The 20,113-nt window shown below is 69.1% G+C and carries 22 protein-coding genes; 3 read left to right on the top strand and 19 right to left on the bottom strand.

Going from position 1 to position 20,113, the window contains the following annotated elements:
* Window positions 1-20: 20 nt before the first annotated feature.
* Window positions 21-410: a sigma factor gene (locus ACH442_RS31265; RefSeq protein ID WP_396341711.1), complete on the top strand. Its 390-nt coding sequence runs from the start codon at window positions 21-23 to the stop codon at window positions 408-410.
* On the opposite strand, the gene ACH442_RS31260 is transcribed toward ACH442_RS31265, so the two are convergent.
* The 14 genes from ACH442_RS31260 to ACH442_RS31195 all read right to left on the bottom strand — a co-directional run bounded on the left by ACH442_RS31260 (window position 336) and on the right by ACH442_RS31195 (window position 14,279).
* Window positions 336-701 carry an STAS domain-containing protein gene (locus tag ACH442_RS31260; RefSeq protein ID WP_396341710.1) on the bottom strand — a complete coding sequence of 122 codons (366 nt, stop codon included), beginning with the start codon at window positions 699-701 and terminating at the stop codon, window positions 336-338. The two genes, ACH442_RS31265 and ACH442_RS31260, sit on opposite strands and share 75 nt — an antisense overlap.
* A complete protein-coding gene (locus ACH442_RS31255) occupies window positions 698-3,154 on the bottom strand; it encodes a SpoIIE family protein phosphatase (protein ID WP_396341709.1) in 2,457 nt (818 codons plus the stop codon). The genes ACH442_RS31260 and ACH442_RS31255 overlap by 4 nt, the downstream gene beginning before the upstream one ends.
* A complete protein-coding gene (locus tag ACH442_RS31250) occupies window positions 3,151-3,951 on the bottom strand; it encodes an alpha/beta fold hydrolase (RefSeq protein ID WP_396341708.1) in 801 nt (266 codons plus the stop codon). The genes ACH442_RS31255 and ACH442_RS31250 overlap by 4 nt, the downstream gene beginning before the upstream one ends.
* A 295-nt stretch (window positions 3,952-4,246) precedes the next feature.
* Window positions 4,247-5,056 carry an alpha/beta fold hydrolase gene (locus ACH442_RS31245; protein ID WP_396341707.1) on the bottom strand — a complete coding sequence of 270 codons (810 nt, stop codon included), beginning with the start codon at window positions 5,054-5,056 and terminating at the stop codon, window positions 4,247-4,249.
* A gap of 73 nt (window positions 5,057-5,129) precedes the next feature.
* Window positions 5,130-5,834, bottom strand: a complete 705-nt coding sequence (locus tag ACH442_RS31240; protein ID WP_396341706.1) for an alpha/beta fold hydrolase — start codon at window positions 5,832-5,834, stop codon at window positions 5,130-5,132.
* 100 nt (window positions 5,835-5,934) lie between these two features.
* Complete coding sequence (locus tag ACH442_RS31235) at window positions 5,935-6,396, bottom strand: RidA family protein (RefSeq protein ID WP_396341705.1); 462 nt, start codon at window positions 6,394-6,396, stop codon at window positions 5,935-5,937.
* Between the two features lie 112 nt (window positions 6,397-6,508).
* Complete coding sequence (locus tag ACH442_RS31230) at window positions 6,509-7,777, bottom strand: helix-turn-helix domain-containing protein (protein WP_396341704.1); 1,269 nt, start codon at window positions 7,775-7,777, stop codon at window positions 6,509-6,511.
* Window positions 7,778-7,983: 206 nt separating this feature from the next.
* On the bottom strand, window positions 7,984-8,478 hold the full coding sequence (locus ACH442_RS31225; protein WP_396341703.1) for a hypothetical protein: 495 nt from the start codon (window positions 8,476-8,478) through the stop codon (window positions 7,984-7,986).
* Between the two features lie 159 nt (window positions 8,479-8,637).
* Window positions 8,638-9,288 carry a response regulator gene (locus tag ACH442_RS31220; protein WP_396341702.1) on the bottom strand — a complete coding sequence of 217 codons (651 nt, stop codon included), beginning with the start codon at window positions 9,286-9,288 and terminating at the stop codon, window positions 8,638-8,640.
* Entirely contained in the window at window positions 9,281-10,420 is a 1,140-nt protein-coding gene (locus ACH442_RS31215; protein ID WP_396341701.1) for a sensor histidine kinase, read from the bottom strand. Before ACH442_RS31215 ends, ACH442_RS31220 begins: the two co-directional genes overlap by 8 nt.
* A 1-nt stretch (window position 10,421) precedes the next feature.
* Window positions 10,422-11,189, bottom strand: a complete 768-nt coding sequence (locus ACH442_RS31210) for an ABC transporter permease (RefSeq protein ID WP_396341700.1) — start codon at window positions 11,187-11,189, stop codon at window positions 10,422-10,424.
* Entirely contained in the window at window positions 11,186-12,100 is a 915-nt protein-coding gene (locus tag ACH442_RS31205; RefSeq protein WP_396341699.1) for an ABC transporter ATP-binding protein, read from the bottom strand. Before ACH442_RS31205 ends, ACH442_RS31210 begins: the two co-directional genes overlap by 4 nt.
* Before the next feature lie 83 nt (window positions 12,101-12,183).
* On the bottom strand, window positions 12,184-12,993 hold the full coding sequence (locus ACH442_RS31200; RefSeq protein WP_396341698.1) for a MerR family transcriptional regulator: 810 nt from the start codon (window positions 12,991-12,993) through the stop codon (window positions 12,184-12,186).
* Window positions 12,994-13,037: 44 nt separating this feature from the next.
* Window positions 13,038-14,279 carry a serine hydrolase domain-containing protein gene (locus tag ACH442_RS31195; RefSeq protein WP_396341790.1) on the bottom strand — a complete coding sequence of 414 codons (1,242 nt, stop codon included), beginning with the start codon at window positions 14,277-14,279 and terminating at the stop codon, window positions 13,038-13,040.
* 127 nt (window positions 14,280-14,406) lie between these two features.
* On the opposite strand from ACH442_RS31195, the gene ACH442_RS31190 reads away from it, so the two are divergent.
* On the top strand, window positions 14,407-15,222 hold the full coding sequence (locus ACH442_RS31190) for a helix-turn-helix transcriptional regulator (RefSeq protein ID WP_396341697.1): 816 nt from the start codon (window positions 14,407-14,409) through the stop codon (window positions 15,220-15,222).
* Here ACH442_RS31190 and ACH442_RS31185 read toward each other — a convergent pair.
* The 3 genes from ACH442_RS31185 to ACH442_RS31175 form a co-directional block, all read right to left on the bottom strand.
* A complete protein-coding gene (locus tag ACH442_RS31185; protein WP_396341696.1) occupies window positions 15,188-15,988 on the bottom strand; it encodes an SGNH/GDSL hydrolase family protein in 801 nt (266 codons plus the stop codon). The two genes, ACH442_RS31190 and ACH442_RS31185, sit on opposite strands and share 35 nt — an antisense overlap.
* 157 nt (window positions 15,989-16,145) lie before the next feature.
* A complete protein-coding gene (locus ACH442_RS31180) occupies window positions 16,146-16,838 on the bottom strand; it encodes a TetR/AcrR family transcriptional regulator (protein ID WP_396341695.1) in 693 nt (230 codons plus the stop codon).
* Window positions 16,839-16,898: 60 nt separating this feature from the next.
* Window positions 16,899-18,161, bottom strand: coding sequence for an amidohydrolase family protein (locus ACH442_RS31175; protein ID WP_396341694.1), 1,263 nt, complete (start codon window positions 18,159-18,161; stop codon window positions 16,899-16,901).
* A 286-nt stretch (window positions 18,162-18,447) separates the two neighbouring features.
* Between ACH442_RS31175 and ACH442_RS31170 the strand changes: the two genes are divergently transcribed.
* Window positions 18,448-18,642 (top strand): hypothetical protein, encoded by a 195-nt coding sequence (locus tag ACH442_RS31170; protein WP_396341693.1) that lies wholly within the window; start codon window positions 18,448-18,450, stop codon window positions 18,640-18,642.
* 15 nt (window positions 18,643-18,657) lie between these two features.
* On the opposite strand, the gene ACH442_RS31165 is transcribed toward ACH442_RS31170, so the two are convergent.
* Complete coding sequence (locus ACH442_RS31165; RefSeq protein ID WP_396341692.1) at window positions 18,658-19,080, bottom strand: response regulator; 423 nt, start codon at window positions 19,078-19,080, stop codon at window positions 18,658-18,660.
* Between the two features lie 247 nt (window positions 19,081-19,327).
* Window positions 19,328-20,077, bottom strand: a complete 750-nt coding sequence (locus ACH442_RS31160) for a 4'-phosphopantetheinyl transferase (protein ID WP_396341691.1) — start codon at window positions 20,075-20,077, stop codon at window positions 19,328-19,330.
* Window positions 20,078-20,113 lie beyond the last annotated feature (36 nt).

Genomic DNA, 20,113 nt, shown 5'->3' with positions numbered 1-20,113 from the left:
GGTCCTGAGCAGGTGGTGACGTGGGCGTACGTGATGCGCAGATCGCGACGAAGTCGCTCTCAGGGTCAATCCCGGTCTTCGTCGCTGCATCCGTCACGGACTTCCGGCCGCTGCAGACCGCGCGGCTGCTGACGGCCGGCGATCCGCACCTGGCCGAAGATCTGGTACAGACCGCGCTGACCAAGCTCTACGTCTCCTGGGCGGCGTTCCGGCGGGCGGACAACCCGGACGGCTACCTGCGCCGAGTGCTGGTCAACGCTTTCCTCAGGGAACGCCGGCGATCGTGGTGGCGAAAAGCTTCTATAGGTTCCACGGGCAACATTCGCGGCAAGGCGTCAACTGCCGCTTTCCGCCAGACGGGTGAGGTCGTCCAACGCCTCGTCGAGGCTGGGGCAGAGCAGGTCGGGTAAGAAACCGGTGAGTTCCAGCGTGAAGCGGACCACGCCGTCGGGTGGGGCGACTACCCGTACCCGGGCCTGGCGTTTGAGGAAGGCAGCCACCAGCCGGTCGAGGCAGCTGAGCCCGGCGCTGTCGAGGAAGGTCACCGACGTCAGGTCCACCACCGTTCCGGCGGCGGCGCGGGTAGCGGTGAGTACGTCGAGTTCTATCTGCCCGGCGTTGGCGTGATCGACTTCGCCGTGCAGCCGCACGATCGAGCACCCTCGTTCGGTGGTCAACGTGACCCGGTCCGTGGCGGTCACCGCCTGGTCTCCCCGAACGTGCGGCGCATCAGCACAGTCGTGCCCTCGCCGCGATCCACTACGAGGTCGTCCATCAGCCGTCCCATCAAGGCCATTCCCCGTCCTCGGTCGATGCTGGCCTGCGGTGCTCGCCACTGGCCGGAGTCATTGATCCGCAGTTCCACGGTGTTTGCGTCAATCGTCGCGCTGACCCGGACACGGTGGGCCGGGTTCCGCTGGTACCCATGCTCGATGGCGTTGGCCACTGCCTCCGAACAGGCCAGCACTACGCCGTACCGTTCCCGCTCGGGAACTCCGTAGCCGGCCAGCCAGCTGTCGAGCTCAGCGCGTAACGGCTGTAGCGCGACCATGTCGGCCGGCACGTCCGAGTCGAATCGTGGTGCCCCGTCGAAGGCCAGGGCCAGCAGACACATGTCGTCATGGCCACCATCGCCGGCCAGCATCGCGTCGCTGACCTGTTCGGCCAGCACCGCCAGCGGGATCTCCCAGCGACCGGTCAGAGCGTCGGTCAACCGGCTCAGCCCTTCATCGATGCGCTCGCCGCGGCGCTCGACCAGACCGTCGGTGTAGAGCAGCAGCCGCGAACCGGGCGGCATGTCGAATTCGGCCTCCCGCCGCCGCCGGTTGCCGGCTCGGGTGCCGAGCGGGCCGGAACGTCCCTCCCACAGGTAGCTCGATCCGGTGCCGGGGGACAGCAGCAGCGGTGGCGGATGCCCGGCGCAGGCGTAACGCAGCCGGCCGGTGTCGAGCGCCAGTTCGGCGTACGCCAGAGTGGTCATCCGCCCGGCTTCCAGGGTGGTGACGAAGTCGTCCATGTGCTGCAGCACCGTGGCGGGGCTGGGTTCTGCCGTGGCCAGGGCGCGTACGGCGCTGCGTAGCTGTCCCATGGCGCTCGCCGCCCGCACGCCACGGCCGACGACATCGCCGACGACGACGCCGACGCTGCCGCGGGCAGTGATGAAGGCGTCATACCAATCACCGCCGACCTCGAGCGTCTCGATCGCCGGCCGGTAGACGGTCGCCAGATGGAATCGGCTGTCGATCGGCCGTTCACCGGCCAGCAGACTGCGCTGCAACGTCAGCGCCACCTCCCGGTCCCGCTCGGCGAGACGGGCATTGTCGAGCGCCAGCCCCGCCCGATCGGCGACATCGATCAGGAACTCCACATCCATTCGATCCGGCACTGCCGGCTCACCAGCAAGTAATAGCGTGCCGACCACCTCGCCGCGTGCACGCAGCGGCAACCCGACCGCGGAGCGACCGCCCGGCGCCGCCAGCGGCACCGGACGGGCCTCACCGGAGCTCCGGACCTTTCGGATGGTCTCGTGGACAAGATCGGTCAGCGGCCACGGCCCACCTGGGTCAGGACTGCCCATCGGATCAGTGGCGGCGAGGGGCGCGGCACCGGCCAGCCATCCCGCTCGCTCGTCGTGAGCAAGATCGACCTGGGCGTACTCCGCCAGGGTGGGCACCACCAGCGACACCAGCCGGCGGGCACGGTCGGCGGCAGCGACAGGCTCGTCGAGGTCGCGGCCGAGACGGGCCAGGAACGCCGACTGCCAGGCGCGTCGAGCGGTCTCCTCGTACAGCCGCGCACGCTCCAGCGCCTGCCCGGCCTGCCGGCCGAGAGTCCGCATCAGCTCGAGCTCATCGGTGTCGAACAGGCGGTCGCCGGCGAATCCGAACGAGACCACGCCGAGCACCTGATCGTCAGCGGCCAGAGGTACTGACACCTGATCAGCGACCTCGCCGTGCCCAGGGCCAACCAGCTTCCCGGTACGAGCCGCGCCGGCCTGCGGAGACGGGCCGTCCAGGGCGATGGTCGCGGTGCTGCCGGAACCGGAACCCGCGTCCGTCAACACCGAGCCGCCCGCGTCCAGCAGCCACACCGTGGTGGTTGCGGCCTCGAACGCCGCGTTTCCGGCCGCAACGATCGGATCCACCAGTTCGCCGGCCCGCTCGATGGCAGCGCATCGCATGACCATGTCCTGCAGCGCGCGCAGCCGTACCGTCGTGCGTTCGGCGCGTCGCCGTTCCGCCAGCAATTCCCGCTCGTAGGAACGCCGATCGGTGGCGTCGAAGACCGTCATCCGCAGCACCGCCGCACCGGTCCCCGGGCTGCCGCGCAGCACCGCGTTGACCAGCGTGTCCAACAGAGTGCCGTCGGCTCGGCGGAACTCCATAGCGATGCCGCGAACCTCGCCCTGCATGTGTAGCAATGGGCGCAGATGGGTTTCGTGGAAGATGCGACTGCCGACGCCGAGAAGTTCCTGGATCCGGCGGCCGAGCAGATCCTCGCGGCGGTGGCCGGTCCAGTCGAGGAAGGTCTGGTTGAGCCGCACCAACGCCCCGTCGGGGAGAACCGACAGATAGCCGCACGGCGCATTCTCGTACAGTTCCTCGGCGCTCTCGACCAGCGGCTCGACCGGCTCAGCCGGCGGGTCCTCACTCACAGCTGTTCCAGAAACGCCCGGATGGCCCGGGTAGTCTCCTCCGGAGCGCTCAGGTTCGGGCAGTGCCCGGTGGCCGCCAGACGAACGAATGTGCTGTTCGGGATCTGATGGTGGACATACTCCCCGACCTCGTCGGGCGCGATGACATCCTCCCTGCATTGCAGAACCAGGCTCGGCACCCGAACCTTCGGCAGATCCACCCGGTTGTCGGACAGGAAGGTGGCCCGCGCAAACCGGGCGGCGATCGCCGGATCGGTGCGACAGAAGCTGTTGGTGAGCTCGGCGCCGAGCTGGGGCCGCTCCGAGTTGCCCATGATGACCGGCGCCATCGCGGCCGACCAACCCAGATAGTTGCTGTCCATCGACTCGAGCAGCTCACTGATGTCGGCCTGGCTGAAACCGCCTCGGTAACCCTCGTCGTCGATGTAGCGTGGCGACGGCCCGATCAACACCAGACCAGCGAAGCGGTCCGGCTCGGCCACCGCAGTCAGCACACCGATCATCGCGCTCACCGAGTGGCCCACGAAGACGACGTCGGACAGCTCCAGCGCAGCCAGGATCTCCCGCACATCGTCGGCATATCCCTGCAGCGATCCGTACCGTTGCGGGTCATAAGCCGACAGATCGGAGCCACCTGCGCCGACGTAGTCGAAGAGCACCACCCGGTGGTCGTGAGCGAGCTCCGGCGCAACGAACCGCCACATGTTCTGATCACATCCGAAGCCATGAGCCAGCACGACGGTGCGACCGTCAGCAGCACCGGTCACCCTGACGTTATTGCGGGTCAGCGTGTTCACGAGCGGTGACCCTACCCGCCACCCGCAGCTGACGCTGGAGCCCGCTTCCCGGCAAGTACCGGATCGCTGCCGCACAAGGCAACTGAGGCAGCCGATGATCAGGTCCGGGACCGCAACACTCGGCTCGCCCGTGGCCGAAGGCGAGTTTCAGTACGCAGCAACAAGGCCGGCGGCCCCGACGCCGGTCGGGGCCGCCGAACAATGCGATCACCGGTTCCGGCGCTGACGGCCTGCCAGTGGTCGGATCGGTCTGTACCGCTCGCATGAAGCTCGCCGGCGGTGTCGCGCGATCAGGTCATCGCGCGGTCGCTGCGCGGACGATCAGGTCCGCAACGGGGCCCGGGTTCGACACGCTGACAGCATGCGATGCCTTGCGGATCTCGATCGTTGCCCGCGAGCCGGCTCGATCGGCCATCCAGCGCTGGGCCTCGACCGGGATGTTGCGGTCGGCGCCGGCAATGAGGAACCACGAGGGAATCTTCTTCCACGCGGGGTCTCCCGAGCCCTCGCTGAGCGCCGCGTCCCGGACCGGCCGCTGCGTCGCGGCCATCAGCGATGCCTGCTGCTTGGAGACGTCAGCGGCGAACTGCCGGCGAAACAGCTCCGGCCGGATGTACAGGTCGTTCGTGCCGTCACCGAGCGGCACCGGCGCCAGGGTGTCCCCGAGCGTGCTGCCGGGGAACTTGTTGGACAGTTCGAGTGCACTCTCGCCCTTGTCGGGTGCGAATGCGGCGATGTAGACGAGCGCCTTGACGTCCGGGTCACCGGCGGCGGCGTTGGTCATCACCGCTCCTCCGTACGAGTGGCCGGCCAGCACGATCGGGCCGGGCACCGAGTTGATGACGGTTCGCACGTAGGCGGCGTCGGAGCTCAGACCCCGCAGCGGGTTGGACGCAGCAACGACCGGGTAACCGCGCTGCTGGAGCCGCTCGATGACGCCGGACCAGCTCGCGGAATCGGCGAAGGCGCCGTGCACCAGCACGATGGTGGGTTTGGTCCGGACATGCGTACCGGCGACGGCCGCGCTGGTCCCGGCGACCGACACGGCGCCGGTGAGAACGATGGCGGCGGCCAGCGCCACAACCTTGGAGATACGGACGCGCATGATGCTCTTTTCGATCAGGTAATGGAGGGGATCGCTGCGGCACCGCCCCCTCGCCGGTGCCGCACCGGTGACGTCAGGCGATCGCGGTCGCGGCCCGGATCACGATCTCGGCCACCGCAGCCGGTTCCGAAGCGGGAATGGCGTGCGACGCACCGGGCAGTTCCACACCCTCGCGGGCGCCGGCACGCTCAGCCATGAAGCGGTGAGCAGCGAGCGGGATGTTGTAGTCCAGTTCGGGATACACGAACCAGGACGGCACGGTCTTCCAAGCCGGCTCGCCGGATCCCTCGTTGAGCGCCGTGGTGTTCAACGGGCGCTGGGCGACGGCGTCGAGGGCGGCGCGCTCGGCCGGGACGTCGGCAATGAACTGCTGGTGGTACTTCTCCTGACGGATGTACAGGTCGACGGTGCCGTCCGGGAGCGGCACCTCCTTGAGGGTCTCGCCGAGCGTTCCGCCGGGGAACTTGCCGGACAGCTCGCCGATGCTCTCGCCGGCCTCGGGCGCGAAGGCGGCGACGAACACGAGGGCCTTGACGTGGTCGTGGCCGACGGCGGCGTTGGACATGACCGCCCCGCCGTAAGAGTGGCCGACCAGAACGACAGGCCCGTCGATGCCGGCCAGGACGCTGGAGACGATGGCGGCATCACCGGACAGGCTGCGCAGCGGGTTCGGTGCGGCGACCACCGGGTAGCCGTGGGAAAGCAGCCGCCGGGTCACCTCGTTCCAGCTGGCGGACTCGGCGAACGCACCGTGAACGAGAACGATCGTGGGTTTCATGACGGGGCCTTTCAGGGATGCGACAGCACGGCAGAGGTCAGCCGCGCTTGTCTCGGGAAACGGATCGAATGAGGCGCTGGAGGACTGAGGTGAGCGTCGGTCAGGACGCGATCTCGACCTGGAGTTCCACCTCGACCGGGCTGTCCAGCGGGAGCACCGCGAGGCCGACGGCGGAGCGAGCGTGGATTCCCGCCGGGCCGAAGACGTCGTGCAGGAAGGTGGAGGCACCGTTGAGGACCTGGGCCTGTCCGGTGAAGGACGGGAGCGAGGCGACGAAGCCGGTCACCTTGACGACCCGTACGACCGCGTCGATGCCGACCAGGGCATCGACCGCGGCGAGGGCGTTCAGTGCGGCGGTACGGGCCAGGTCGGCGGCCTGGGCGACGTCGACGCTGTCGCCGACCTTGCCGGTGACGGGCAAGGTTCCGGCCACGAAGGGCAGCTGGCCCGAGGTGTAGACGTACATGCCGGAACGGACGGCCGGCGCGTAGCCGCCGACGGGTGCGGCGGCGTGCGGCAGGGTGATGCCCAGCTCGGTGAGCCGGTCGTTCCAGGTCCCCATGGTGCGCCTTTCGTGTCGCGTGGCCGGGCCGCTCTGCTGCGCCCTGTTCGATCTCATCCGGTCGCGGCGCCCGGGACCATGCGGAATCACATGCAGGAGTGCTTCTGCGTGTTCAGGCAACGGCCGATACGACGGCATCACGCCCGGCTGCCGATTCCTCCTCGCTGAGCCGCCCCCTGGCGAACAACCTGATCAGGTTGTGGAAGCGGTAACGGCCGTCGACGTGGGCCTGCAGGAGGCTCAACTCGACGAGTTCGTCCAGGGCGTCCTCGATGACCGCGGGGTCGGCCGGATCCAGCGACTCCGCGAGTCGCGCGTCGAAATCCTGGACGGGCGCCAGCGACAAACGACGGAACAACCGGCGGGCCTGCGGGGACAACTGTGTGTAGGAGAGGCTGAAAGCCGCGGCGATCCGCAGGTCCCCGGCGATCAGCTGGTCGAGCCGTCGACGCTCGTCGGACAGCCGATCGGCCAGATGCCGCACCGTCCACTGCGGTCGGCTCATCAGCCGGTTCCCGGCGATACGCAGTGCGAGAGGGAGCCGTCCGCACAGCTCGACCACCTCGCGGACCGCGCCGGGTTCGCGGTCGCCGATGATGCGTTGCAGCAGTGTCGCCGCGTCCCCGACCGGTAACTGGGCGAGGTTGAGCCGGTGGACTCCTTCGAGGCCGGCCAGTAGCCGCCGGCTGGTCATGATGGTCAGGGACGGCCCGGGACCGGGCAGCAGGGGCCGGACCTGCGACTCGTCCGCAACATTGTCGAGCACCACCAGCACTTGCCGGTGGTGCAGCAGTTCCCGGTACGTGCCGGCCCGGTCCGCTTCGTCCGCCGGGATCTCGTCGTCGCGGCGGCCCAGCGCGCTGAGCAGCCGGGCGAGTGCTTCTGCCGCACCGACCGGGCGGGCGTCCATGCCGCGGAGGTCGACGAACAGGGTTCCGCCGGTGAACCCGGCGCCGAGCGCGTGTGCCGCCTGCACGGCCAGTGTCGTCTTGCCGGCCCCGGCCGTTCCGGAAATCGTCATCACCGGCGCAACCGGCGACGCGGGCTGGGCCGCAACTCGGCTCAGCTGGGCGAGTTCCCCGCCTCGGCCGGTGAAATCGGGGATCGGACGTGGCAGCGCGCAGCTGCCGGGAGGCGCGGTGGACGTCTTCCTCGGACGGCCGGCTCTGGCCGCGGCGAGGAAGGCCGGCTGCTGCGCCTCGGGCAGCGCCAGTGCCTCGGCCAGTGCTTGGACCGTACGCCGTTGTGGCGCCACGCTGCGTTCGCGTTCCATGTCGCTGATCGCGCGGGCGCTCACTCCCGACCGCTCCGCGAGTTGCTCCATCGTCAGGCCCGCGGTGTGTCGGTGAGTTCGCAGCAGTTGGCCGAAGGTGTCGCTCATTGATCAGGACGGCCGTTCTTCGTCGGGCAGACAAGTCGTCGGATTGATCACCGGCGGCTCCAGCAACACGAGGGGATCCTTTCGTCTTCGTACGGTCGAACGCTGGCACGGTGCGCGCCGGCCTGCCAGGGATGGACAATCCCTGGCAGGCGCATGCCAGGCGTACGCGCAGGTCGTCGACGACGTCGGACTTCCGGGCGGGAGGCTCAGTGAGCGGGGGTAGCGCTGCCCGGAGTGGCGACGGCGACGATGCCGACCGGTTCGCCGTCGCGCACGAGGAGCGCTCGTGTCGGTGGCTGCGGGCCACCCGCCTCGGCGGCCCACGCGGTGATCGCCTTCTGCGCGTCGGCGGGGAGCGAGATCCTTTTGTCAGTGGTGGTGACGGTGATGGTTCCCAGCCGTTCGTCGAGGGTGGCGCACATGGCCGTACCCGCTGATTCGACGTACCAGGAATCGAAGTCGCACGGCGTGGAAAGACGACCGAACCAGCCGCTTCTCTGGCCGGTGGGCGCCGCTGTCGTGATGCTGTCCTCGATGAGGTGGACCTCCACCGTGCTGGTGCCGGCCGGCAGTTCGGCGGCCTCGGCGGGCCACCCGAGCCACAGCACGAAGGCCATGATCAGCACGGTGACGGCGACTATTCCCCAGGTCAGAACCGGGCTGAGCCGGGACTTCCGCGGAGCGTCAGTGGGAGTGCTCATCAGATACAACTTTCTGTCAGCATGAGGGGAAGCGATCTGTCGCTTCGGCATCGGCCGGGATCGCCAGATCGACGCTACGGATCTTTGATCGCCCGGCCATCCGACCGCGGTGCCCATTCCGCTGTAGTACCGCGGTACCAGTCGGAACCGGGTAACGGGTCAGACGAGACCGTTGGTGTGGGCCCAGATCACCGCTTGGACGCGGTCGCGTGCACCGAGTTTGGCCAGGACCCGGCCGACGTGGGTCTTGACCGTCGACTCGGACAGGAACAGCTCCCCGGCGATCTCCGGGTTGGACAGTCCGCGGCCGATCGCGATCAGGACTTCGCGTTCCCGGTTGGTCAGGTCGTCGAGCAGGCTCGTGCCGGGCGCGGCGGGAACCCGGCTGCCCTGGTAGTGGTCGAGCAGGGTCCGGGTGATCCGTGGCGAGACGACCGCCTCCCCGCCGGCAACGGTCCGGACGGCTTTGACGAGCTCGGCCGAGGGGGCGTCCTTGAGCAGGAAGCCGCTGGCACCTGCTCGCAGGCCGTTGAAGGCATATTCGTCGAGGTCAAAGGTGGTGAGGATGAGCACGCGGGTGCCGGGACAGTGGGCGACGATGTCACGGGTCGCCTCGATCCCGTCCATGATCGGCATGCGGACGTCCATCAGGACCACGTCGGGGCGCAGATCGCGGGCGAGTAGCGCCCCGGCCCGGCCGTCGCTCGCCTCGCCGATGATGCGCAGGCCGGGTGTGGCGCCGAGGACCATGGCCATGCCTTCGCGGAGTAGTTCCTGGTCGTCCACGAGCAGCAGGGTGATCTCAGTCATCGGTGTCCTCGGTGGGGTGGGGAAGGCTGACATGGACGGCCCAGCCGACCGGCTGCGGGCCGGCTTCGACGGTGCCGCCGTACAGAGCCGCTCGTTCGCGCATGGCGTTCAGGCCCTGCTCACTGCCGACCGACGGTGCCGGTGTGGTGCCGCGGCCGTCGTCGACGACCGCGATCCGGATCGGATCGCCGCTGTAGTCGAGGTCGGCGAGGACCTCGGTCGGTTTCTCGGCGTAACGCAGCGCGTTGGTCAGCGCCTCCTGGACGATGCGGAACACCACCCGCTGCAGGCCCGGGGAGGTGGGATCCGGTCCGCGGCGCCGCAGGGTGACCGGCAGACCGGCGATCCGGAACGTCTCGATCAGGGTCTCCAGGTCGCCGGGGACATCGGCGCTGCCGTCGTGCAGGACGCCGAGCAGCCGGCGCATGTCCTTCATCGCCTCTCGGCCCAGGTCGGCGGCGCGTTCCACGGCCTTGCGCGAGCGCTGTGGGTCGGTGTCGGCGACGGCGGTCGCGCCGTCGGCGAGCCGGACCATGATGGTCAGGTTGTGGGCGACGATGTCATGCAGGTCGTGGGCGATCCGGGCGCGTTCGCGGGCCGCCGCCAGCAGGCCCTCCTGTTCCTTCTCGCGGGCGAGCCGGGCCGCCCGGTCGAGCAGCGCCTGCACGTAGCGGCGGCGGGTGGCGACGGTCGCACCGGTCAACACCGCACCCACCACGGTGATGCCGTAGAAGAAGAGAAACGTGCCGAGACCGTCGCGGCCGGACCGGTGCACTGCCTCGGCTCCCAGTACGGCGAGGGATCCGACGGTGCCGGCCGTCGCCTCGTTCAGCGAACGGTTCGCCGCCAGCGAGTACATCGCCACCGCGAACGCCGCCACCAGCATCCCCTCGGTCAAGGCGTCACCGGCGACCGTCACCGCCAGCACCCACCACGGCCATGACCGGCGCCCGATCAGTGACAGCGCCACCACCACGCCGACGGTCAGATCCCAGCGGTCCGCCTGCTCGGGCCCCCACCACAGCACCTCGATGCCAGGACCGGCGAGCAGGCAGAACGTGACGACGATGCCGGTTCCCAGCCGGGGATGACGAGCCCAGAAGGCCCGTACCGTGCCTGCGCCGGTCTCCACCTCACGCGTCCCGGCGAACCACGGCGAGAGCCCCGAACGTGGCCGGAACCGCTATCCATGCGAGGACTACGGGCAGGGCGCGAGAGAACGGGTCGGTCATCAACCGGGACGCGGCGGCGGAAAACGCCAACCCGGACAGGTCGAACGCCACCCAGATGTCGAGCACGGCCAGCACCACTCTCAGGAGCAGGACGGCACCGAGGGTGAGACTGATTCCGGCAGCCGTGTTACGAACCACGAGCGTGACGGCGAACGCGAACAGGGCCACGAGCACGCAGTATCCGATCCCGGCGCCCAGCAGGCTCAGTACTGTGCCGAACGGCACGCCGGTACGGTCGGCACGGTTCAGCAGCGGCAAAGCGCCGACATACCCCAGCCCCAGCGACAGCGTGGCCACCAGGATTGCCACCACCGCGACCACCAGCGCTTTCGCGGCTATCACGCGGCCTCTGCGAGGTACGGCCACAAACGTCACCCGCACTGCGCCCCCGGTGTATTCCGAACTGAGCACGAGTACCGCCAGGACCAGAACGGGGATCTGCAGGACGGACGACGACCAGGAGATTACGTCGGTCACGGCGTCCCGTGCGGTCAGGCCCTCAGCGAACGCCGGGTCGGTGTAGGCGGACCCCGCCAGTGCGGCACCGCCGATGGCGACGACCACCGCCGCGACGGCACTGGCCCGGAACGAACGCAGCGTGCGTACTTTCAGCCACTCAGCCGCGAAAAGGCGCGGCAGACTCAGGTGGACGGCCGTGTCGGTGCTCATCGCGGGAGCCTTTCCACGAGGTGGCGGGCATGGTTCTGGGTCAGGGCGAGGTACGCGTCTTCCAGCGAAGCCGCGACGGTCACGTTCTCCAGCAGCAGGACGCCGGCGCGCTGCGCCAGCAGGGCGACCTCGTCGGCGGTCATCCCGGTGACTTCGAGAGCGCCGTCCGGGCGCCGGGCGACAGCCGAGCCGTTCCCCCGTAACAGCCTCTCCAGCTCTTCGGGCTGGTCGGTGCGGGTGTACACGGTCCGGGTGGCGTTACGTGAGATCAACTCGGCAACCGAGGCGTCTGCGAGCACCCGGCCCCGGCCGAGCACGATGAGCCGGTCGGCGGTCTGTGCCAACTCGCCCATCAGGTGGCTGGAGACCAGCACCGCGCGGCCTTCGCGAGCCAGGGAACGCAGCAGCGACCGGATCCAGATGATGCCGTCGGGGTCCATGCCGTTCGCCGGCTCGTCGAGCAGCAACGCCGCCGGATCACCCAGCAGCGCCGCGGCCAGACCGAGTCGCTGCCGCATGCCCAGCGAATACTCGCGTACGCGTCGGCCGCCCACGTCGCCCAGCCCGACCATCTCGAGCAGCTCGTCGACACGACGGTCGGAGATACCGTGCGTACGGGCCAGGACCCGCAAGTGGTTGCGGCCGCTACGGCCCGGATGGATCGCCTCCACGTCGAGCAGCGCACCGACCGACCGCAAAGGCGCTGCCAAGTCGCGGTACGGCCGGCCGTCGATCAGGCATTCTCCCGACGTCGGCCGCTGGAGCCCGACCATCATCCGAATCGTCGTGGACTTGCCCGCACCGTTCGGGCCGATGAACCCGTTGATCACGCCGGGTTCGAGCCGGAACGACACGTTGTCGACCGCGGTGACGGCCCCGTAGTTCCTGGTCAGTTCATGGACTTCGATCACCGGGAAGACGCTACGGACGGCACGGCCTGCGGCCATCGGACCACGGTGCCCTCTGCCGGTGGTACCGCGGTACCACGCGTCCGCTAGTGATCGGCACGGCGCAGCGGGACGCTGAACTCGACGCTGTCCTCGTGGACCAGGTGACGCAGCCGCCCGAGGTCCGGGAAGACACCGTCGACCGGGTGGGCGAGCAGCCGGCCGAGCGCGGTGCAGTACTTCGCCAGCGAAGGGCGGCCCGGCAGAGTGATCGACAGTTCCTCGCCCGCGCCGTACTCCTGCACCTCGGCATTCGGCAGTAGGACGGCCAGTGCCGCGGCCTCGCCCAGGACCGGGACCTGTACCAGCCAGAAGGTCCCCTCCTTGGTGAACACCGTCCCGGGGGCGAGCACCCGCCACGGCGTGCCCGCCGGTGTCGCACCGCACGACCGCACCACCTCGATCAGGTCTTCGGTCGCGGCCCTGAGGACCGCCTCGGTCAGGTCCCACTCCTGCCGGTCTCGTCCCGGCGGGGTGACCGGCGCCGGCTGCGACACCACGGTCATCGCCGGAACCCGGCGCGAGCAGGGCTCAGGACGTGTCTCCAGCAGTTCCTGGGCGGCCCGGATCGCCTCGTCCTGCTCCTCGCGCCGGCGCTGAAGGTGAGCGGTGTGCTCGCGCAGCAGAGCGGATGCGGCGTCCGGTTCGCCGAGTGCCCGCCGGACCTCCTTGACACCCAGGCCGGCCTGCCGCAGCACGCTGATCAGCATGGCCTGCTCGATCTGGTCGAAGGTGTACGAGCGGTAGCCGGTCTGCTCGTCGACCAAGGCGGGGACGAGCACCCCTTCGGCGTGGTAATAGCGCAGCGTCTGGGCGGAAAGATGCGTCATCTCGCTGAAATCCTTGATCGACAACATGGCTTCAGCCTGCGCCTTGCAGCGGCCACAAGGTCAAACGGCATTCAGCGGGAGACCGGTCGCTGCGGCATCTCGCCGAGTACATCGACGAACAGCGCTTCGCGCAACGCCACCTCGCGCGGGTCGTCCCACAGGTGAAACCCGAGCCGATTCATTCCGTACGCGAATCCGATGCCCGTGTCCGGATCGGCGAACCCGAAGGATCCACCCAGTCCCATCGTGCCGAACGCCGTACCGGAGGCTGAGCCGAAACGGAACGCGGGGAAAGGCTTGATATATCCCAACGAGTACTGGGTGGGCAGCCGTAGTACCTGATCAGTGGCACCGCGCGTCGGCGTTTCGGCCGGACTCCTCAAGGCGTCAAGTGTCGACGTGGTGAGCCCGAGTCCGATGCCACCGGCCGCGGCGTCGCCGTAGAGCCGGGCGATCGACCGCACCTGGCCGATGCCGTTGACGGCCGGGATCTCGGCGGCCTGCACATCCGGCCGGTTGATGTTCTCAGGGACGCCCAGCACCCGCGGGTTCTGGAACGCCCGGGCGGTCAGGCTCCGCGGGTTGGCGAACGCCCATGCGAAAGCCGGTGGCATCGCGGTGATGTGCAGCATCATCTCCCAGGTGCGGAAGCCGTGGATCCGGGCGATTCGGGTGCGGTCGGCGTTCTCCGGCAGGCCGATATGGAAGTCGAGGCCGAGGGGAGCGGCCACCTCCTCGGCGAAGAACCGGCCCAGGTGCCGGCCCTGCGGGTCGACCCGGCTGACGAGCTCACTCTCGTACCAGCCCAGCGTCTGGCCGTGATACCCGTGCCGCTCCCCCGGTGCCCAGGCCGGCCGCTGCTCCGCGAGCGCCGCGGCCAGCGTCATCGAGCCGGACAGATCGGTCAGATCGAGCGGACGGTCGATCACCGGCAGCCCCGCCTGGTGGGACAGCAGCTGACGTACGGTGATCCCGTCCTTGCCCGCTGCGGCGAACTCCGGCCAATAGGCGGCCACCCGCTCGTCGTAGTCCAGCAGGCCGCGGGCGTGCAGCACCGCGACCGCCATCGACGACACGCCCTTGCTCGTCGAGAAGACCGGCACCATCGTGTCGCGCTGCCACGGCTCGTACGTCACGCCGTCGCGGTAGCCGCCCCACAGATCGACCACCTTCCGGCCGTCGCGATAGACCGCGCACGCGGCGCCGATCTCCCGCCCCTGCTCGAAGTTGCGCCGAAAGGCATCGGCCACCGGGCCGTAGCCCTCATCCACATCACCGTGAACCATGGCCGGCGGCACGTGAACCTTGAGCACCAACGCGATCTCTCCTCATTCGTAAGACACCGAACGGTGGCACGGGGTGCGGGGCCGTACCAGGGACCGGCAGTCCCTGGCATGCGGGCACAACCGGAGGTCAGAGGCCACGTCGTAAGATCAGAAGGTGAATCGCGAAGAGTTGGCAGACTTTCTGCGACAGCGCCGGGCCGCCCTCGCTCCCGCTCGTCACACGGCCCGCCGGACCCGCGGTCTCCGGCGCGAAGAAGTCGCCGAACGCGCCTACATCTCGATCGACTACTACACGCGGCTCGAGCAACGGCGCGGCCCGCGACCGTCACCCGAGGTGGCGTCGGCGCTCTCCCGGGCGCTGAACCTGACCGTCGACGAGCGCGACCACCTGTTCCACCTGATCGGCCACAACCCGCCCCAGCAGACCACGGACCTCGACCAGGTCGATCCGGGGCTGCGCCGAGTGCTGCACGCTCTCGACGGAAACCCGGCGATGATCATGTCGAATCTGGCCCACACCCTGCTGCAGAACCCACTGGCCCTGGAGTTGTTCGGCGACCAGACGCATTACACGGGCCTGGAGCGAAGCGGTTACTTCCGGTGGTTCATGACGCCGCAGGAACGCAGCATCTATCCCGCGGACATCTACGCCGCCCAGAGCGCGACCTATGCCGCCGCTGTCCGCGCCGCGGCGGACCAGGATCCCGACCCCGTCGAAGCCGAGCAGATGATCGCGACGCTGCTGGCCGAAAGCGCCGAGTTCCGCGGCCTGTGGGACAACCACGAGGTACGGCTGTGCCGGCAGGAGACCACATCGCTGCTGCACCCGACGGCCGGCCGGGTCGACTTCGACTGTGAGGTCGTCTTCAGTCCCGACCGCCTGCAGCGCATGCTCGTCTTCACCGCCCGCAACGGCAAGGACCTACGCGACCTGGTCACCTCCGGGCGGCCGGGCACCCTGGTCCGATGACGCCTTCCGCACGTAACGCGGCCAGCAACGGTGGCAGAAAGACGGCGGCCGTCCGGGCATACCCCTCGGAGGACGGGTGAAAGCGGTCGGCGCCGAACATCCGTACCGGATCGGCCTCGAAGTGGGGATTGAGCAGCGCTGCCAGAGATATCGGATGACCACCCGCCGCCTTCACCTCGGCCGTTTGCGCGGCGGCCAGCGACCGGCTGCGTAAGGACGCCAGCCAGCGCAACGGTGGCCGCAGCGGCGGCAGGATCCGAAGGTCCGGACAGGTGCCGACGAAGACCTGGCAGCCGGCGGCCCGTAGTTTCCCGACCGCGTCGCCGAGTTGTCGGGCCGCCGCCCTCAGTGGCGCGAACCGGGTGACATCGTTGCCCCCGACGAAGATGACCGCGAGATCCGGCTCATGGATGAGCGCGGCGCGCACCTGATGTGGCAGATCCGAGGACATGGCGCCGACGAAGGCGGGCTGATTCAGCCGTACCGGCCGGCCGGCACGACGGGCAAGAGCGGTGCCCAGCAGAACACCCACCGTCTCCCGACGTCTGCCGGCCCCGTAACCGGCGGCGAAGGAGTCCCCGAGGACCGTCATGGTCAGCGGCGGCCCGGGGAACCGCGCGCCGATCAGGCCGTCAGCCCGTGGCGGTGGTTGCATCGCGACCGGAACGATGCGTTGCACGCTGCGGGCCTGTCCGATGATGACCACGACCGTGCCGGCCAGCACGGCTACCACCACACCGAACACCGCACCCAGGAGTACGGTCACCGGCAGGAGCCCGGATTCCTCGACGGGGTCCGACGTCGCACGCGTTTCTCCATTCGACTTCCGTTGCGGAGTCAGCCGCTGGCCACGGACGTCGAACGATCACATGTGGAGGAGCACCGAACCAGGGACCGTCAATCCCTGGCAGACCGGACGACTTCTAACCTTCTGGCACCGCGACGGCCGAAATGCCGGCGACCATCGCGTCGAACATCCAGGACAGGCGCTGCCTTCCGGTGCCGGAGAACAACTCGTGCCGGGCACGGGCAATATTCGGGCTGTCGCCGTCGGCGGCCTCGTTCAACGCCTCGACGAATGCGTCCTCCTCCGCCTGTGCCCCGATCGCCTCACTTCGCACCCCCTGCTCCGCAGCGGTGGCGGTACCGTGCTGCAACAGCAGATCGACACCCCACGCCGCCTGCGCGACCGGCACTCCGCCGGCGTACAGCAACCCGAGCAGGGTGTCGACCAGGCGCACGTAATGCGGTCCTGACGGGCGCAGCGCCAGGATCGACCGGGCCAGGCTGGGCTGGCCGAGCAGCAGCTCCGTATAGCCGATGAGCAACTCGATCAGCTCCTCGCGCCAACGCTCGCCTGTCCGACCCGGATCGGGCAGAGTGAGGCCGGCCAGCAGTTCGTCGAGGATCGCGCCGTGCAACTCGGCCATGTTCTGCACGTAGACGTAGAGGGAGGCCGGGCCGGTGTCGAGCTCGGCGGCCAGCCGCCGCATCGTCACCCGCTCCAAGCCCTCCTCCCGCATGATGCCCAATGCCACACTGACGGCGCCCGCTCGGCTCAGCGGCGGCTTGGCCGGCCGGTCACGGCGGCTGACGGGAACTCGACGAGGACTCATAACGCGATCGTATCGAACATGTTCGTACGCATCAGCGTTGTCAGCCTTCTCCGCGCTGGATCAGCGCTGGTCGGTGACGCCGTCAAGGACGACGCGGGTGCCGCGCCGCCACACGGCGCGGGTGTTGAGCGTGTCGCTGATGGTGGCGGTCGGGTCGCCATCGACCAGAAGCAGGTCCGCGCGCAGACCCGGGGCGATGCGGCCGCGGTCGTCGAGGCCGAACCGGCGCGCCGGAGTGCTGGTGGCCGCTCGCAGAGCCTCGACCGGGGTGAATCCGGCGCGCACGAGGTATTGCAGTTCGTGGTGGACGCTGGCGCCGTGGGCCAGACCACCGAGAAAGGGCAGGGCAACCGATGCGTCGGTACCGACCAGGATGTCGACTCCGGCGTCGTACAGAGCCTTCACGGAGGCGAGTACGTCGGTGAGACTGCCCTGCGGGTAGCGGTCGAAGCTGGAACGCAGGGTCGTCATCCAGTCGTCGGGCAGCCGGGACGCCACGCGGGGGTCGTCGGCGAGCTCGCCGCCGGTGATGCCCATCATCGAGGCGTTGAGGACTACGCACGGCACGACGAACGCGCCGGAACCGGCGATCAGCGCGATGATCTCGTCGGTGTGCGGGCGGTCCATGAACAGGTGTGCCAGGCCGTCGATCCCGGCCTCGATCGCCATCCGGGTAGCGTCGATGGTCAGCGCGTGGGCGACGGTGAGCATGCCATACCGCTTGGCCTCTGCGACGCCCGCGTCAAGGGTCTCCTGGTCGAGCATGGGCAGTCCGCGGTGACCCTCGACGCTGCCGTCGTCGACCATGAACTTGATGTAGTCCGAGCCGGTCTCGACCAGCTGCGGGATGAACGCCACCGCCTGTTCCGGGGTGGTGGAGAAGGGCATCACCGGCGGCGGGCCGGCCGGGCGTGCTCCCCGCGGCGGGGTCGCGCCGGGCGGCGGGCCAGGACGGAAGTCCTCGGGGAACAGCTCGCTGGGGTGCCCGCCCGGCGGGGTGATCCCGAACCCGGACGAGCGCACGTCGGCGACCGTGTCGTTCTCGCTGATGTGCGCCCGGTTGTGCCGGGTGTTGGTGCCCTGCATCTCCAGCTCGGTCGTCACTCCGAAGCGAAGTGCCAGGGCCAGGTTCGCCGCATTGGTGTGTACGTGCGCGTCGATCAGGCCGGGGAGCAGCGTTGCGCCCCGCGCGTCGACGATTTCCGCATCCACCGACGGCTCACTCCCCACCGCAATGATCCGGTCGTCGTCCAGCAGCACGGTCGTTTCATCGAGAACCGCGGTCCCGTCGAAGATTCGTGCGTTGATGATGGCGGTTGTCATGGTGGTTCCCTTTCGTCACGCGCGGAACTGCGCTGGCCGCCGGGGCCCGATGGTTCGAGATCGGCGGATTCGACCCACCCGGCCCCTGGCGCTCCCGGCGGGGCCGGCCGGACGTACGCCTTGCCGGAACCGGGACACCGGATATCAGGCCGCTCCGCGGCGGCGACCTGACGAACGCGTTCGTCAGAAACGTACAACAGAAAGAACGCGTTCGCAACGAACACGTTCGTCGAAGGTCCGCTGGCCTCAAACGCCGGCTACGCCAACACCGGTCCGGGCTCATGGGATGGTCGCCACAAGCGCCATGCCGCCAGGTCTGCCGATCAAGATCAACAACGCAGATACCGGTGACCTCACGATCCGCATGCCGCTGCAGGGCGAGCCGCGTCGTCTCACCCAGATGATCACTGCGCTGCTCGACAACACGATCGCCCACCCCGCGCGGCGGCGTCACCAGGATGACCGTTACCGGAAACGCTGAGGCAGCTGCTCCGCGCTAGGGATGGTCGCAGGTGTCGTGACCGCAGACACACGGTTCCTGCCCGGTCTCATGACCCGCTTCCAAGGCATGGCGCAGACATCCCAGCAGCTCCGCCGGCCGGAACGGCTTCGACAGCAGGGCAGTGGCCTCCACCTGCCGCGGCCGTCGATCGCCCGGCATCAGACTGCCACTCACCAAGATCACCGGAAGACGGGCTCGGTCCTTGTCCGCACGGATACACCGGCACAACTCCAGCCCCGACATCACCGGCATGTCGATGTCGGTCACCACTGCCTCCACGTCGGGACGTGCCAAGACCTCCCGCAACGCGGTCTCACCGTTCTCCGCCTCCACGACGGTATGACCGTCACGCCGGAACAGCCGCAGCAGCACCTCACGAATGTCACAGTCGTCCTCAGCCACGACGAGCAACGCCACGGCGACCTCCCCTGGGACGCGCCCCGGGCCGAGCCGGCAACCAAGGCATCGCCTGCTCGTTCGACCACCCAACCGCACCACTTAGCACCTGAGCCGAAGTAGCTCGCATCCCACATCCGAAACGCGGCGCCGGCAATCCGGGTCTGGCGCCGCATCTGCCGCCGGCGGCGGCTCCGTTCGGCGGAACGACAACTAACGGCAGTTCGTGTGGCTCGGGCCTGCGCCCGCAACCGGCTCTCTTACGGGGTCAAATCGACCCCATGCGGCCCGCGGTCCACGCCGGCACCACGATCGCGGTCACGACCAGACCGCTTCCGGCGGCCCAGCGGCCGGTGAAGCCGTCAAGCCGCCCGTGACCGGGCACCACCGGGCCCGGGACGAGCAGCTCGGCGGTGAACTCACCAGAGCTACCGGAGTCGGCCCGGACCCGGACCCGGGCCTGGTCGAAGTCGAGCCAGCGGCGAGCCAGCGGAAACCACGCCTTGTACACGGACTCCTTGGCGCTGAACATCAAACGGTCCCAGGCGGTGCCGGGCCACCGGTCGGCCAGCTCGGTCAGATCCCTGCGTTCCGATGGCAGCGAGACGGCGTCCAGGACGCCGTCCGGAAGAACCAGATCAGGTTCCGCGTCGATCCCGATGGTGAGCACCTCACGGGTGCGGCCCACCGCCGCCGCCCGGTAGTCACGACAGTGCGTGATCGCGCCGACCACCCCGGCCGGCCAGCCGGGGGCCCCGCGGTGACCGACCGGGATCGGCACCCGGGGCAGGCCCAGTTTCGCCATGGCCCGGCGGGCGCACCAGCGGCCAGTGACGAACTCCCGGCGCCGCGCGTCGACCGTGCGGGCGATCGCCCGCTCCTCGACGTCGAACAGGTCATAGGCGACGGCGTCGTCGAAGCGCTCGACGGAGGCGACACAGGACGGCAGGATGCCGTCGAGAACGGCGGGCGTCGCCAGGGGTGCCTGGACGCGGTCCGCCGGAGGTGAGAGGTTCATGGGTGGCTCCTCGTGCGAGTCGGTTCATACCAGATC

Origin of the sequence: Actinoplanes sp. NPDC020271 (assembly GCF_044388125.1) — a bacterium.
Taxonomy (GTDB): Bacteria; Actinomycetota; Actinomycetes; order Mycobacteriales; family Micromonosporaceae; genus Actinoplanes.
The sequence above is the reverse complement of the archived record's forward strand: the minus strand, read 5'-3'. Positions and strand labels throughout refer to the sequence as shown.